This window comes from Paraburkholderia sp. J76 (assembly GCF_905220295.1).
GTDB lineage: Bacteria > Pseudomonadota > Gammaproteobacteria > Burkholderiales > Burkholderiaceae > Paraburkholderia.
In genome coordinates this window covers 71,035-85,755 of record NZ_CAJMZJ010000008.1, presented here as the reverse complement: position 1 = coordinate 85,755, position 14,721 = coordinate 71,035, and the positions used below count along the sequence as shown (strand labels likewise).

At 63.1% G+C, this 14,721-nt stretch carries 13 protein-coding genes and 1 tRNA gene; 6 read left to right on the top strand and 8 right to left on the bottom strand.

Annotation, left to right across the window (positions count from 1 at the left end; genetic code table 11):
- Positions 1–338: 338 nt before the first annotated feature.
- The 3 genes from U5768_RS16950 to adh form a co-directional block, all read right to left on the bottom strand.
- Positions 339–818: a GyrI-like domain-containing protein gene (locus U5768_RS16950; protein WP_322031562.1), complete on the bottom strand. Its 480-nt coding sequence runs from the start codon at positions 816–818 to the stop codon at positions 339–341.
- A gap of 103 nt (positions 819–921) precedes the next feature.
- Positions 922–1,302, bottom strand: a complete 381-nt coding sequence (locus tag U5768_RS16945; RefSeq protein WP_322031561.1) for a DUF779 domain-containing protein — start codon at positions 1,300–1,302, stop codon at positions 922–924.
- 102 nt (positions 1,303–1,404) lie between these two features.
- The gene (adh, locus tag U5768_RS16940) at positions 1,405–2,925 is read right to left on the bottom strand and encodes an aldehyde dehydrogenase (protein WP_322031560.1); all 1,521 of its coding nucleotides are present in this window, start codon (positions 2,923–2,925) and stop codon (positions 1,405–1,407) included.
- 328 nt (positions 2,926–3,253) lie between these two features.
- On the opposite strand from adh, the gene U5768_RS16935 reads away from it, so the two are divergent.
- Positions 3,254–3,448, top strand: coding sequence for a hypothetical protein (locus U5768_RS16935; protein WP_322031559.1), 195 nt, complete (start codon positions 3,254–3,256; stop codon positions 3,446–3,448).
- Positions 3,449–3,459: 11 nt separating this feature from the next.
- Here the strand turns inward: U5768_RS16935 and U5768_RS16930 are convergent, their stop codons facing one another.
- On the bottom strand, positions 3,460–3,780 hold the full coding sequence (locus U5768_RS16930) for a hypothetical protein (RefSeq protein WP_322031558.1): 321 nt from the start codon (positions 3,778–3,780) through the stop codon (positions 3,460–3,462).
- 316 nt (positions 3,781–4,096) lie between these two features.
- Here U5768_RS16930 and U5768_RS16925 point away from each other — a divergent pair, with 316 nt between their 5' ends.
- Positions 4,097–4,354 (top strand): hypothetical protein, encoded by a 258-nt coding sequence (locus U5768_RS16925; protein WP_322031557.1) that lies wholly within the window; start codon positions 4,097–4,099, stop codon positions 4,352–4,354.
- A 21-nt stretch (positions 4,355–4,375) separates the two neighbouring features.
- Here U5768_RS16925 and U5768_RS16920 read toward each other — a convergent pair whose 3' ends face one another.
- Both U5768_RS16920 and U5768_RS16915 read right to left on the bottom strand, forming a co-directional pair.
- Positions 4,376–5,305 carry a hypothetical protein gene (locus U5768_RS16920; RefSeq protein WP_322031556.1) on the bottom strand — a complete coding sequence of 310 codons (930 nt, stop codon included), beginning with the start codon at positions 5,303–5,305 and terminating at the stop codon, positions 4,376–4,378.
- A 163-nt stretch (positions 5,306–5,468) separates the two neighbouring features.
- Positions 5,469–5,544 (bottom strand) — tRNA-Lys (locus U5768_RS16915).
- Between the two features lie 196 nt (positions 5,545–5,740).
- Between U5768_RS16915 and U5768_RS16910 the strand changes: the two genes are divergently transcribed.
- Entirely contained in the window at positions 5,741–6,145 is a 405-nt protein-coding gene (locus U5768_RS16910; protein ID WP_322031555.1) for a PaaI family thioesterase, read from the top strand.
- Between the two features lie 48 nt (positions 6,146–6,193).
- Positions 6,194–7,072, top strand: a complete 879-nt coding sequence (locus U5768_RS16905) for a patatin-like phospholipase family protein (protein WP_322031554.1) — start codon at positions 6,194–6,196, stop codon at positions 7,070–7,072.
- 46 nt (positions 7,073–7,118) lie between these two features.
- Here the strand turns inward: U5768_RS16905 and U5768_RS16900 are convergent, their stop codons facing one another.
- Positions 7,119–8,132, bottom strand: a complete 1,014-nt coding sequence (locus U5768_RS16900) for a D-2-hydroxyacid dehydrogenase family protein (protein ID WP_322031553.1) — start codon at positions 8,130–8,132, stop codon at positions 7,119–7,121.
- Positions 8,133–8,570: 438 nt separating this feature from the next.
- On the opposite strand from U5768_RS16900, the gene U5768_RS16895 reads away from it, so the two are divergent.
- Positions 8,571–10,421, top strand: a complete 1,851-nt coding sequence (locus U5768_RS16895; protein WP_322031552.1) for a phosphoenolpyruvate carboxykinase (GTP) — start codon at positions 8,571–8,573, stop codon at positions 10,419–10,421.
- 325 nt (positions 10,422–10,746) lie between these two features.
- Positions 10,747–11,856, top strand: coding sequence for a LysR family transcriptional regulator (locus U5768_RS16890; protein WP_322031551.1), 1,110 nt, complete (start codon positions 10,747–10,749; stop codon positions 11,854–11,856).
- A gap of 114 nt (positions 11,857–11,970) precedes the next feature.
- Here U5768_RS16890 and U5768_RS16885 read toward each other — a convergent pair whose 3' ends face one another.
- A complete protein-coding gene (locus tag U5768_RS16885; protein ID WP_322031550.1) occupies positions 11,971–14,628 on the bottom strand; it encodes a DNA topoisomerase III in 2,658 nt (885 codons plus the stop codon).
- Positions 14,629–14,721: the final 93 nt, after the last annotated feature.

Below are 14,721 nucleotides of genomic sequence, written 5' to 3'. Positions count from 1 at the left end.
GCTCCGTCACTATCCACAGCCTCCAGCGGATAACCCCCGGAAAACCCCTGGAAATCACTGTACATGAATCGGGGATAACTTCGGCGGTGCGCAAACTGTGGAAAAGTTGCCAGCAGCTTCCTGGTGTTGTCCCATAAACGCCCGCAAGGTTATGTTTTTTCCACAGCCTTGTTTACTCAATGGTTTTCTCGGGTTATCCACAGAATACCGAGGCACTTGTTAACTATTACTACGTTTACGTATACATACATTATTAAAACCTTAGAACCCTCGCATCGGAAATGAAAATGCCGCCGTAAAACGGCACGGCGGCCTCTTCAATCGATCCAGATCGCGCCTCACGCCAGCGGAATATACAGCTCCGTCTTCAGGTCGTCCGGCGCGGCTTCATCCGGCGTATTCAGATAGACCTCGAACGAAGGCGCCGAAAAATCCGGCTGGCGGCCTAGCTTCTGCAATCCATCGTTGTAGAACCACATCCACGCTTGTTGCAGCCCCTGATACGGCCCCTGGTGCAGCACCATCGCGTGCTCCCCGCCGCGCAACTGAAACTTCTCGACCGGCGCCACGATCTCCACGTCGGTTTCGTGCGCTGGATGCAACGCCGCCTTCGAGCGCAGCTTCGATTCTTCGACCGTATTGGGATCGTCATAGTAGATGCCGACCATCTTCGCGCCCGACGTGCGCACGTTGCGCTCACTGAGCCACTGCGCAAGCGTGTAGAACGCGTCGCCGATCTTCATGTACGGGCCCACGTGGCTGACGGCGAGCAGGTCCATCGGCTCGAGGGTGATGAGCTTTACGTCGTAGTTCTGCATGGTGGCGTCTCCGGGGCGATTGCCGCGCGAATGCGCGGCTACAGGCGGTCCAAGATAGCACCGCGCTCCGGGAAACGCCCTTGACGTGCCGGGCGCTCAAGCGTCACAAACTCACACGCGTCACCGGATGCGTCGCCAGCCATGCGTTCTCTTCGTCGTCATAGAGCCGCGAGCGCGTGAGAAAGCGCAGGCCCGTGGGTCGTTCGAGCGAAAACATGCCTCCGTTGCCCGGCACGACGTCGATGATGAGCTGTGTATGTTGCCAGTATTCGAATTGCGCCTCGGTCATATAGAACGGCATGCCACCGATCTCTCCCAACTGCACGTCGACGTTGCCGACCATGAACTCGCCGACGGGAAAGCACATGGGCGCGCTGCCGTCGCAGCAGCCGCCCGACTGGTGAAAGAGCACCGGCCCATGTTCGCGCACCAGGCGTTCGATCAGCGCGAGCGCGGCGGGCGTGGCGGTAACGCGTTCGACCATCTCGTGACGCTCCTCTCAGGATGAAACGAAACAAGCGTCGCGCGCGGCGGCCGTTCCGCGACCGCAAAACACCGCGCGCAACGCGCAGGGCAAACAGCGCGATCAGAAGAACCCGAGCGGCTTCTCGCTATAGCTCACAAGCAGGTTCTTCGTCTGCTGGTAGTGGTCGAGCATCATCTTGTGGTTCTCGCGCCCGATGCCGGACTGCTTGTAGCCGCCAAATGCCGCATGCGCCGGGTAGGCGTGGTAGCAGTTGGTCCACACGCGCCCCGCCTGGATCGCGCGGCCCATGCGATACGCCCGCGTGCCGTCGCGCGTCCATACGCCGGCGCCGAGGCCGTAGAGCGTGTCGTTGGCGATTTCCAGCGCTTCCTCCTCGCTCTTGAAGGTCGTGACCGAAACCACGGGCCCGAAAATTTCCTCCTGGAAGATCCGCATCTTGTTGTGGCCGCGGAAGACGGTGGGCTTCACGTAATAGCCATCGCCGAGTTCGCCGGCGAGTACGTTGCGCTCGCCGCCCGTCAGGCATTGCGCGCCTTCCTGCTTGCCGAGGTCGATATACGAGAGGATTTTTTCGAGCTGCTCCTGCGAGGCCTGCGCGCCGATCATCGTTTTCGTGTCGAGCGGGTGGCCTTGCTGGATCGCCGCCACGCGCTTGAGCGCGCGCTCCATGAAGCGGTCGTAGATCTTCTCGTCGATGAGCACTCGCGATGGGCACGTGCACACTTCGCCCTGATTGAGCGCGAACATCGCGAAGCCTTCGAGCGCCTTGTCGAAATAGCTGTCGTCGTGATCGAGCACGTCGGCGAAGAAGATGTTCGGGCTCTTGCCGCCTAACTCCAGCGTCACGGGAATGATGTTCTGGCTCGCGTACTGCATGATGAGGCGGCCCGTGGTCGTCTCTCCCGTGAAGGCGATCTTCGCGATGCGCTTGTTCGAGGCGAGCGGCTTGCCGGCTTCAAGGCCGAAGCCGTTCACCACATTGAGCACGCCGGCCGGCAGCAGGTCCTGAATCAACTCGACGAGCACGAGGAACGAAGCGGGCGTCTGCTCGGCGGGCTTGAGCACCACGCAGTTGCCGGCGGCGAGCGCGGGGGCGAGCTTCCAGGCGGCCATGAGAATCGGGAAGTTCCACGGAATGATCTGGCCGACCACGCCGAGCGGCTCATGGAAGTGATAGGCGACCGTGTCGTGATCGATCTCGGAGATGCCGCCTTCCTGCGCGCGCACGCAGCCCGCGAAGTAGCGGAAGTGATCGGCGGCGAGCGGTATATCGGCGGCGAGCGTTTCGCGCAGCGGCTTGCCGTTGTCGATGGTCTCGGCCACGGCGAGTTTGTGCAGGTTCTGCTCGATGCGATCGGCAATGCGGTTGAGAATGTTGGCGCGCTCGGTTGGCGACGTCTTGCCCCAAGCGGCCTTGGCTTTGTGTGCGGCGTCGAGTGCGAGTTCGACGTCGGCTTCGCGCGAGCGCGGAATGGAGGTGAACGCGTGGCCCGTGATGGGCGAGATGTCGTCGAAATACTCGCCGCCGAGCGGCGCCACCCACTCGCCGCCGATGAAGTTGCCATACTGCTTCTTGTACGGGAATTCGGTGGTCAGGAATTGCATGTCCGCATGATTCATCTCCGTGCTCCTCTATGTTCTCGATCTCGATATGGACGGAACGCGCGGCGTGGCGTGGCCGCGCTACCGCGGCTCGCTAAAGCGAGAACCATGCCAGCGCAGCCTTGTGCCGGGCGGGGGCGGCACACGGAGCAGACATGTCGCGGAAATGCGTGGTGCGAGGCCCATGCAGGCATTAGCGGATTGCGCCGCGCCGGAACAGCGGGCGCCTTCAACTGCTCAAGAATTGAACAGCGAAGAAGCGCAATATCGGCGGGAGTCGGAGATTTGCGGCGCGCGGGCCGCACTTGCGGTAGGCTTTGCACCCGTAACAGTGAGGAGAGTCTGCATGTCGAGTACATTCGTTTGCCGCAACCAGTCGTGCGGCAGCCCGTGGGAACAGAGCGAGGTCGTGATCAAGAACGAAGGGCAGGGGCCCTTGTTCCGGTGCCCGCTGTGCGGCGCACGCAATTACCTGGAGCAGTTCGAAGACGACGATGGCAACGTCGTCTATGAACAGGTGGACGGCAAGCCGTTCCTCTGAGCGCTGGGCGGTTAGAGGATCTGGGTTGCGAGCGTAATGCCGAAGAAGAAGCCGCCGACCACGCCGAGCGCGCGGCCGACCAGTAGCTGGTTCAGATCCTCGTCCAGCATCATCGGGTCGCGCCGGTCGCGCAGCACCGTTTTGTGCAGCAAGGGCCGGATCAGAAGCGCGCATGCGGCTATTACGACCGGCACGGCAAGCCGGAGCGGCAGGCTGACATGCTTCTCGGGCGGAATATCCAGCCAGACCAGAAGCAGGACCAGAAGCGTTGTGACGAGCGCACCGACGATTGCGCCTGTCACCAGCCGGTCGACAGGATGACCGTGCATCATGATTTACCTCGTTGAACAGTTGACCTGACTATGATCAACATCTAGTCAGAAAAACCCTATAGGATCAGTCCGAAAAGTAAGACAGCTTGTTCGGAGTCACTCATTCGGATTCCGAAGTGATTGGCGCGTGAATCGTTGGTACCCACGAAGGACGAAGCGCGAAGTGGGGCAACGGGGCGACGGTTCTGCCGGCTTCCTTCCCCAATTTCTGGCGAGCGTGTTTTACCTATCCATACGGGTAGGCTGGCGCAGGCCCCGGAGCGTTCTACAGTACTTCATACGATAAGAAACCACGGCAGGAACACCGGGGAAGGCCATGACATTCGTCGAACAGGAAATCGCGCACATCGCGCGTGTGATGCCACCGTCGCTGGCCGGCGATTTTGAGATGCCGGTGATGGGTGTCGCGTACTGGCGCAAGCGTCTGTACGCGCTTCTGAAGCAAAACCATTTGACTCACGTTCAGCTTTCGACCGTCGACACGCTGCTGCGCCAGCTCGACGGCTTCGAGGCGCTCGGCCGCTGGCTGCCGCGTCCGAAACAGGCGTCGCGGCATGTGAGGCGCGTGAAATAGGGGGCAGCTCCGCCCGGAGGGCTATGAAGCGGCGTGCGCCGCCGTTGCCGACGTGGCGGGCGTGCAATATTCGAGTCCCCGGTCGGTGGGCGCTCCGTCGATAGTCTTGAGCCGCGTGCCGAGGTTTTTTGTCTTTGCGGTGCGATGTACGATGCCGATCGGCTCGTGCGGAAAATCAGGGTGAACGAGCGAGCCTTCGCGGCCGACGACAGGCCACGCGCGATGCGACATCCAGTTGTGCGCCGCCGGGAGCTTCGCGAACGCGATACCTTCGCTGTATAGCGCAACGTTCAATGCGTACTGCTCCGCCTGGAACAGGCCCCCGTATTTGCCGTTCCCGCTTTCGAGCGCGGTGAGGAGGTGTTTGTCCCATAGACCCCAGACGGGCGACTGCGCACTGGCGGCAAATACGCCGCAATTGAGGACGGGATAGCCGCTCAGGCGAACTGCCGTGGCGTGGCCGAAGAAGGCCTCGTAAAGGGTAAAGCGCAATTCGATGATGGAATCCAGTCGCTCGCCTGGGTGGCCGCCTGCGCGTTCGGTGTAGGCTCGATCCGCCTCGCTTGCTATCGCGAAACCGTGGCGGCGCGCTCCAGCGAGAAATAGTTCGACGCTGCTCCAGTGCTGAATCCACGCATCGGCGTCTACCCAGAAGTAATGGTCGTACCCGGGCACCCAGCGAGGCAGATGTGCGCGCGCCGTCATCGATTTGAACCAGTCCGGCAGCGTGCCAGACAAACTGTAGTCCCACCCTGGCGCCACGGTCTCAACGTTTTGAAGCGCGAGCGCTGCTTTTTCGTCTTCGGTTAGGCCGACGTCGAGAATGATGATGTTGGCGTGGGCACCCTCGCGTTTATCGCGGATCGAGGCAATCGTCTGAGAGAGAAGCGGGAAGAATTGACTGTTCGCCGCGCTGACGATGACGTAGGCGCGCGGATTGGCGAGCTGCATCGGTATGTCCCTGGCTTGTGCGGATGTAGCTGCCAAGTCTTTCGCTGACGCGCTGACGCATCAATCGGACGCGGACGAAAGATGGCGTTAGCGCAGGGGAGCCGGCACGGCGGGAAATGCAAAAAGCCCGATCACACGGATCGGGCTTTCTGGCTGAATTGGCTGGTGGGGCGTGAGTGACTCGAACACTCGACCTACGGATTAAGAGTCCGCTGCTCTACCAACTGAGCTAACGCCCCCAACAGAAGCGAAATTATGCAGGACTTTTTGGGACTTGGCAAGCCCCTTTCGCAAATTTCCTGAAAATAGCGTATCGACGCCGCGCGAACCCTGCGCGCGCAGGCGTTTGCGCATTAACCGCGAATGCCCGGCTGTCCCGGTATGATGTCGCCACCCCTGCGTCAATCCAGATTCAAGCATCCACAGAGGCAAACGATGGACGACAACGCAATCGACGCGCTGCTTGCGCGCGTGCTGGCTCCGTGGGTGCGCGCGCTCGGGATGAAACCTGTCGAGGTCTCGGAAGACAGCGCCACGCTGCGCCTGCCGTTTTCGGGCGAACTGCGCCACTCGGGCGGCGTGATCTGCGGCCAGGTGTTCATGGCCGCGGCGGATACGGCCATGATCGTCGCGATCACGGCGGCGCTCGGCGGTTTCAAGCCCATGACGACCGTTGCGCTGAACACCAGCTTCATGCGCGCCGTGCGCAAGGGCGACGTGACCGTGACGGCGCGCGTGCTGCGCATGGGCCGCAATCTGGTGTTCGGCGAAATAGAACTCTACGACGAAGACGGCCGGATGGCGGTGCACGCCACCTCGACTTACGCGTTGCTCGATTAAGCTTGGCGCTTCCGATCGTTTTCGGTCGCTTCGAAGGACGTAGAAGGCATGTTCGATCAGGTGGTTTTCGCCGGCGGCGGCAATCGCTGCTGGTGGCAGGCGGGCTTCTGGGACATCGTCCAGCCCGAACTGCGCATTCGCCCGCGCGTCATTACGGGCATTTCGGCGGGCGCGGCCACCGCGTGCATGCTCTACACGCGCAACGCCGACTGGGTCATGCGCTATTACGAGGACGCGCTGCGCCATAACAAGCGCAACGCCTACTGGGGCAATCTGCTGCGCGGCGAGTCGGTGTTTCCCCATTACCGCATCTATCGCCAGGCGCTCCTCGACATCTACGGCGAACCGTTCGCGCAGATCCAGGACGCGCCCGAGATCCGCATCGGCGTGTCGCATGTGCCGCGTTGGCTCGGCCCGCGCGGCGCCGTGGCGGCAGGTCTCATCGCGTACAACATCGAAAAGCACATCCGCAAGACGCTGCACCCCACGCTCGGGCGTAAGCTCGGCTTTCATCCGGAGTTCGTGACGGCGCAGGAGTGCGCGAGCGTGGAGGATCTGGCCGATCTCATTTTGCAGTCGTCATGTACGCCGCCGTTCACGCCGGTGCTGCGGCGCGACGGCCGTCCGGTGCTCGACGGCGGCATGGTCGACAACGTGCCCGTCGGCGCGCTCGACGACACGCCTGGCAACGTGCTGGTGATGGTGACGCGGCTCTATCCGCGTCCGCAGATGTTCGTGGTGCGCCATCAGGCAGCGCAGGGCACGCAGCAGCGCCTTTACGTGCAGCCCTCGGCCAGGGTGCCGATCTCGAGCTGGGACTACACGAGCCCGCAGCAGATGCAGCACGCGTACAACCTCGGCCGCGTGGACGGCGAGCGTTTCCTCGCGCGGTTGCCCGAGGTCATGGAAGCGGCAGCGAACGCCTGAACGCCTGCGAGACAGGGCGGCACACGCCGCCCCGTGCGCCCCGCGCTTACTTGCGGCGGCCGCCCTGCAGCGCTTCGGGATTCGCCACGCTCGCGTGGTCGCCCGCATCGAACGCGAGGATGTTGCGGAACGCCGCGCCGAAGTACAGCTCGTAGCTCTCGCGCTCCACATAGCCGATGTGCGGCGTGCAAATCACGTTTTCCATGCGCAGCAGGCTGTAGCCCTGCAGGATCGGCTCGCTCTCGTACACGTCGATCGCGACCATGCCGGGGCGGTTGTGCGAGAGCGCGCCGAGCAGCGCGTTCTCTTCCATCAGCTCCGCGCGGCTCGTGTTGACGAGCAGCGACGTGGGCTTCATGCGCAGCAGGTCTTCCTGCTTCACGATCCCACGCGTGTCGTCGTGCAGGCGCAGATGCAACGACAACACGTCGCTCTCTTCGAACAGCGCCTCGCGGCTTGCGGCGGCTTCGTAGCCGTCCGCGCGCGCCGCTTCGAGCGAATGTTCGCGGCCCCACACCAGCACGCGCATGCCGAACGCCTTCCCGTAGCCGGCCACGAGCCGGCCGATCTTGCCGTAGCCCCAGATGCCGAGCGTCTGGCCGCGCATCACCTGGCCGAGGCCGAAGTTCGGCGGCATCGCCGACGTCTTCAGGCCAGACTGCTGCCATGCGCCCTGCTTGAGATTCGCGACGTACTGCGGAATACGGCGCTGCGCGGCCATGATGAGCGCCCACGTGAGTTCGGCGGGCGCAACGGGCGAACCGGTGCCTTCGAGCACGGCAATGCCGCGCTCCGTGCAGGAGTCGAGGTCGATGTGCGGACCGGCCCTACCGGTCTGGCTGATCATGCGCAGATGCGGGAGCTTGTCGAGCAGTTGCGAGCTGATGCGGGTGCGTTCGCGGATCAATACGAGCGCGTCGACTTCGGCGAGGCGGCTGGCGAGTTGGCCGAGGCCGCGCACCGTGTTGTTGAAAACCTTGACCTCGTGGTCAGCGAGCAATTGAAAGCAGTCGAGCTTGCGGACGGCGTCCTGGTAGTCGTCAAGGATGGCAATTTTCATGGCAGCGGGTTGTTGTGCGTGTTTTGCATCGCGCCGTTCGTGGCGCGACTTCCGTGTTCATCTGGTGGTTATCCCACTATGCAGCGCCGTGAAGGCTGGTATGAATATAGGGAGCCTTCACGTCGCTCCGCGTGCCGCGGCAGGCATTGCAAATGCGCCAGCCTGACGCTACGCACGCAGGGTTTTCGTCGCGGGATTTAGCCGCGATTTCGCCACTCGATTTTGCAACTTTTAACAGCTTGTCGGTCTTCGATGCAAGCCGCTTTACAGACGGTTTCGAACCCCAGGCTAGCGGACCTTGACGACCTGCCCAACTGCGCGAACCGATTCGGATGTTGATCTGCCATCAACGTTTGGTTCGCAGGAGTTGCGCCTCTCGCGTGCAGCGTCTAAAAGGGCCAATTCTCTTTTTATAGCCCTAAAAATGGAGACAGCTCGATGAATCATCCCGACTACCAAGCCCAGGCCGCCGCGCAGGTGCCCGCCTGGGTCCGGCACCGGAAACTGATCGACTGGGTGCAAAAAATCGCGGCGCATACGCAGCCGGATCGCATCGTCTGGTGCGACGGCTCGCAGGAGGAATACGACCGCTTGTGTGCGCAGATGGTCGAGGCCGGCACGATGCGCCGTCTCAATCCGCAGAAGCGTCCGAATTCGTATCTCGCGTGCTCCGATCCCTCGGACGTCGCGCGCGTGGAGGACCGCACCTTCATCTGCTCGCCCACCAAGGAAGACGCCGGTCCCACCAACAACTGGATCGCGCCCGCCGAAATGCGCGCGACGCTCGACGGCCTCTTCGCGGGTGCGATGCGCGGCCGCACGATGTACGTCGTGCCGTTTTCCATGGGTCCGCTCGGCTCGCCCATCGCGCATATCGGCGTGGAGCTATCGGACAGCCCGTACGTGGTCGTGAACATGCGCATCATGACGCGCATGGGCCGCGCCGTGTACGACGTGCTCGGCGAGGACGGCGCGTTCGTGCCGTGCGTGCACAGCGTGGGCGCGCCGCTCGCGGCCGGCGAGAAGGACGTGCCGTGGCCGTGCAACAAGACGAAGTACATCGTCCACTTCCCGGAAACGCGCGAAATCTGGAGCTACGGCTCGGGTTACGGCGGCAACGCGCTGCTCGGCAAGAAGTGTTTCGCGCTGCGCATCGCTTCGACCATGGGTCGCGACGAAGGCTGGCTCGCCGAACACATGCTGATCCTTGGCGTGCGCTCGCCCGAAGGCCGCAAGTATCACGTCGCGGCGGCGTTCCCATCCGCGTGCGGCAAGACCAATTTCGCCATGCTGATTCCGCCGCCCGCCATGAACGGTTGGGAAATCACTACGATCGGCGACGATATTGCGTGGATCAAGCCCGGCCCCGATGGCCGTCTGTACGCGATCAATCCGGAAGCGGGCTACTTCGGCGTGGCGCCGGGCACCGGCGAAAAGACCAACTTCAACGCCATGGCGACGCTCAAGGAGAACGTGATCTTCACGAACGTCGCGCTCACCGATGACGGCGACGTCTGGTGGGAAGGCATGACCGACGAGCCGCCCGCGCACGCCATCGACTGGCTGGGCAACGATTGGACGCCGGCCATCGGCAAGGAAACCGGCCGCAAGGCCGCGCATCCGAATGCGCGTTTCACGGCGCCCGCGTCGCAGTGTCCGTCGATCGACCCGGAATGGGAGAACCCGAAGGGCGTGGCCATCGACGCGTTCATCTTCGGCGGCCGCCGCTCGACCACGGTGCCGCTCGTGACCGAGGCGCGCGACTGGACCGAGGGCGTCTACATGGCCGCGACCATGGGCTCGGAAACCACGGCGGCGGCTGCGGGGCAGCAGGGCGTGGTGCGCCGTGACCCGTTCGCCATGCTGCCGTTCTGCGGCTACAACATGGCCGACTACTTCGGCCACTGGCTTGACGTGGGCGAGCGCCTCGCCGGCTCAGGCGCAACGGTGCCGCGCATTTTCTGCGTGAACTGGTTCCGCAAGGGGCAGGACGGCAAGTTCGTGTGGCCGGGCTTCGGCGAGAATATGCGCGTGCTCGAGTGGATGGTGCGCCGTATCGAAGGGAAGGCCACGGGCGATGAGCACGCATTCGGCCTGTCGCCGCGCTACGACGATCTCGACTGGAGCGGCCTGGACTTCACGCAGGCGCAGTTCGAGCAGGTCATTTCGGTGGACGCCGACGCCTGGCGCGCCGAACTCGCGCTCCACGCCGAACTGTTCGACAAGCTAGCGCACGGTCTGCCGAAAGTGCTGAAGGACGCTCGCGAGACGCTGGAAACGCGTTTGTGAGCATTTTTATGAGCATTTGACGTGAGCGCTCACTAACCGCATGGCCGCCGCGAGGCGGCCATTTCCTTTACGGGGTCGAATGCATTGCTGCACTGCGGAGGCCGTCTGTTCGTCACGCAACGCGCTATCTCGCTGCAACGCGCAAAATTGTTTCTTTCCAGGTAACAATCGACCATCGGTTGATGCATTTTAGGGCGCAGTCGAAGAATTCGTAAAGAAAATAGGGGCTTCGGAGGCAACTTCTGCACGATTTCCGCTGTCGTAGGAGAATTCGCGGTTTCCTCCGCTGATTAACAGCGGGGTAGTAACAGGCAGGAGTTGTCTCATGGATCATTTGCAGTCGATGCGAGTATTCGTCAAAGTGGCCGACCTCGGCAGTTTCGCCCGGGCCGCTTCCGCGATGGATATCTCCAACGCGGTTGCCACGCGGCATGTTGCCGACCTGGAAGGTCGGCTCGGCACGCGTCTGCTCAATCGCACGACCCGCAGTCTCTCCCTGACCGAATCGGGTCAGGTTTACCTCGAGCGCGCCCGCCAGATTCTCGATGAACTCGAGGATGTCGAACAGATGGTCGTCGCGCGCAATCACGAACCTGTGGGCACGCTGCGCATCGTCGCGCCGGTCGTCTTCGGGCTCCACAATCTCGCGCCAGTGCTGCAGACGTACACGCAGCGCTATCCGCAGGTCATCCCCGACGTCACGCTGGTCGACCGCCAGGTCGATCTCGTCGAAGAGGGCTTCGATCTTGGCGTCGTGACCGCGCGCCAGATGCGCAGCGCAAGCATCGTCACGCGCCGCCTCACGACCGGCTGCATGACGGTGTGCGCCACGCCCGCGTACCTGGAAAAGCACGGCACGCCCACGCGTCCCGAGCATCTCATGGAGCATCCGAGCCTCTCGCTGCCCTCGGAGTACTGGGGCGACGAGCGCGTGTTCACGGGGCCGGAGGGCGAGGTGCGCGTGCGCCCGACCAACGTGATCGTGGCGAACAATACCGAGATGCTGCGCCAGTTCGCGCTGCTCGGCATGGGCATCGCGATCCTGCCGAGCTATCTGATCGGCCGCGACATGACGCGCAGTCGTCTCGTGCGGCTGCTTGGCGATTACCGGTTGCCGCAGGTGGAGATCAACGTCGCGTATCCGAGCCGCCGTCACCTGCCGGCCAAAGTGCGTACGTTCATCGACCATCTCGTCGAGCACTTCAGCCAGACGCCTAACAGTCAGCTTGGCGAGCAGTGGGTCAAGGACGGATTGGCGCGCCCGGCCGTGGCTGGCCGCAATGGCGTTGCGCCGGACGATTACGATGCCGTGCAGCCCGCGCCGGGTGGCAGCCTGCACGACGGCGAGCACAACGGCATGGACACCGAGCGCGCGCCGAAGACCGCGCGCGCTTCGGCGGGGCGAACCCGGACTTCGGCGATTTCGCCGCTATAACCCCGGCATCGATCTCTAAAGCCGATAAAAAAGGCGCAGCTTCGTGAGAAGCTGCGCCTTTTTGCTTGATGCTTGCGTGTGGGCCGTCGATGACGATGGCCCAGCAAGGACCGCTTACGAGCCCGTTTTGCGCGCCGGCGTCTTGCGGGCGGCGGTCTTGCGTGCCGGCGCCGCTTTGGCGGCGGCCGTCTTGCGTGCGGGCTTGGCCTTCTCTTCGTCAGCCGAATCCGCCGCATCGTTCGCGGCGTCGCTCGTCGCCCCAGCCGATGCCGCCGACTTCTTCGCAGCCGTTTTGGCGGCCGTTTTCGCGCTCGGCTCCTTCTTTTCAAACTCGAAGCCGATCTTGCCGTCCGGCTGCTTGACGAGGAAGGCCTTGAAGTTGCGGCCCGTACGCGACGACTTGAAGCTGGTCAGCAAATCGGTGCGGCCTTCGGCCAGCAGCTTCGCCATCTGGTCGCGCGTGATCTCCTGCTGGAGGATCACCTTGCCCGAACGGAAGTCGCAGGTCTTGGGGTTCGCAACCGAGTGCTCGCACACGTAGCTCATGCCGTGCTCGAACACGTGGCCCTTGCACTTCGGGCAGGCGCCCACCGGCTCCTGCTGCGAGAAGTCGGGCGCTTCGCCATCTTCGGTGCCGGCGTCCTGGCCGAAATCGAACTCGAGCTTGTAGTTCTTGATTTCATCGTCGAAGGAGAGCTTGAGGATGGCCGAGAACGGCCGGCCCATCTTGCTGCGAAAGCCCGAGAGCGGACCGATCGTCTTGTTCTGCAGCAGTTCTTCCACTTCGGGAATTTCGAACTGGCGGCCGCCCGGAATCTTCGAGATCGAGAACTCGCACTTCGTGCACGCGAAGCGGCGGTAGTTTTCCTTCACCTGGCCGCCGCAACTCGGGCACGGCGTGGTCAGCGTCGCGTAATCGCCGGGGATCGTATCCGAGTCGTATTCCTTCGCGCGTTTCACGATGGTCTGCGTCATGCGGGCGATTTCCTGCATGAACGCGTCGCGCGGCAGCTTGCCCCGCTCCATCTGCGAAAGCTTGTACTCCCACTCTCCGGTGAGTTCCGGCGCCGTGAGTTCCTCCACGCCCAGGCCGCGCAACAGCGTCATGAGCTGGAACGCCTTCGCCGTGGGAATCAGCTCGCGGCCTTCGCGTACGAGATACTTTTCGCCGAGCAGGCCTTCGATGATCGCCGCGCGCGTGGCCGGCGTGCCGAGGCCCTTGGCGGCCATCGCCTCGCGCAGCTCTTCGTCGTCCACGAGCTTGCCCGCGCCTTCCATCGCCGAAAGCAGCGTCGCTTCGTTGTAGCGCGCAGGCGGCCTCGTCACGAGCTGTTGCGCAGCGATCTTGTCGGTCTTGACCTTCTCGCCCTTCTGCACCGGCACGAGGTTGGCGTCGGCGCCGCCCGCGTCGCGGCCATAGACCTGTAGCCAGCCCGGCTCGACCAGCACCTTGCCCTCGGTCTTGAAATGATGACCGACGACTTCGGTGATACGCGTGGTGACGCGATATTCGGCGGCGGGGAAAAACACGGCGAGAAAACGCTTCACGACCAGGTCATACAGCTTCTGCTCGGGCTCCGAGAGCGATTTGGGCGCCTGCAGCGTGGGGATGATGGCGAAGTGATCGCTGATCTTCGAGTTGTCGAAAATGCGCTTGTTCGGCTTCACCCAGCCCTTGTCGAGCACCTGCTTCGCGTGCGGCAGGTAGTTGTTGCTCTCCTTGAGCATTTCGAGCGTCTCTTTCACGGTGCCGAGGTAATCCTCGGGCAGCGCGCGCGAGTCGGTACGCGGGTAGGTGAGCACCTTGTGCTTTTCGTACAGCGCCTGGGCGAGGCCGAGCGTGTTCTTGGCCGAAAAGCCGAAGCGGCCGTTGGCTTCGCGTTGCAGGCTCGTCAGGTCGAAGAGCGCGGGCGAAAGCTGCGTGGACGGCTTCGATTCTTCCGTGACCGTGCCTTCGCGGCCATGGCAGGCCGCGACGATGGTTTCGGCGGCCGGCAGGCTCCACAGGCGCGAGTCGCGCTTTTCGGGATCGAACTCGTCCTTCTTGAATTTCGGGTCGTACCAGCGGCCTTCATAAAAACCGCCCGCGCAGACGAACTCCGCCCGCACTTCCCAATAATCGCGCGGAATGAATCGACGAATTTTCTCTTCGCGTTCGACGACGATCGACAACGTTGGCGTCTGAACGCGGCCAACAGTCGTGAGGAAGAAGCCGCCGCCCTTGCTGTTAAAGGCGGTCATCGCGCGCGTGCCGTTGATGCCGACTAGCCAGTCGGCTTCCGAGCGGCAGCGCGCGGCGTCGGCGAGCGGCTGCATGTCGTGGTCGCTGCGCAGGTTCGCGAAGCCGTCGCGAATCGCCTGCGGCGTCATGGACTGCAGCCACAGGCGCTGGACCGGCTGCTTCGCCTTCGCGTGCTGCGCGATGAGGCGGAAGATCAGTTCGCCCTCGCGCCCCGCGTCGCAGGCGTTGATGAGTTGCGTGACATCCTTGCGCTTCATCAGCTTGTTGAGCACCTTGAGCCGCGATTCGCTCTTGGCGATCGGGTTCAGGTCGAAGTGCGGCGGGATCACGGGCAGGTGAGCGAAGCTCCACTTGCCGCGTTTGACCTCGTATTCCTCGGGCGCGGCGATCTCCAGCAGATGGCCGACCGCCGACGAGAGCACGTAGTCGTCGCTCTCGTAGTACTCGTCATGCTTGGTAAAACCGCCCAGCGCGCGCGCGATGTCGTTCGCGACGGATGGCTTCTCGGCGATGATCAGAGCTTTGGACATGACTGGTTGCTTGTGGGTGTATCCGGTTGGCGCCCGGGGGCCGATGCCGCCTGAATGGGCGCTTGGGCGCGATGCCCTGCTTTGCTGCCCCGC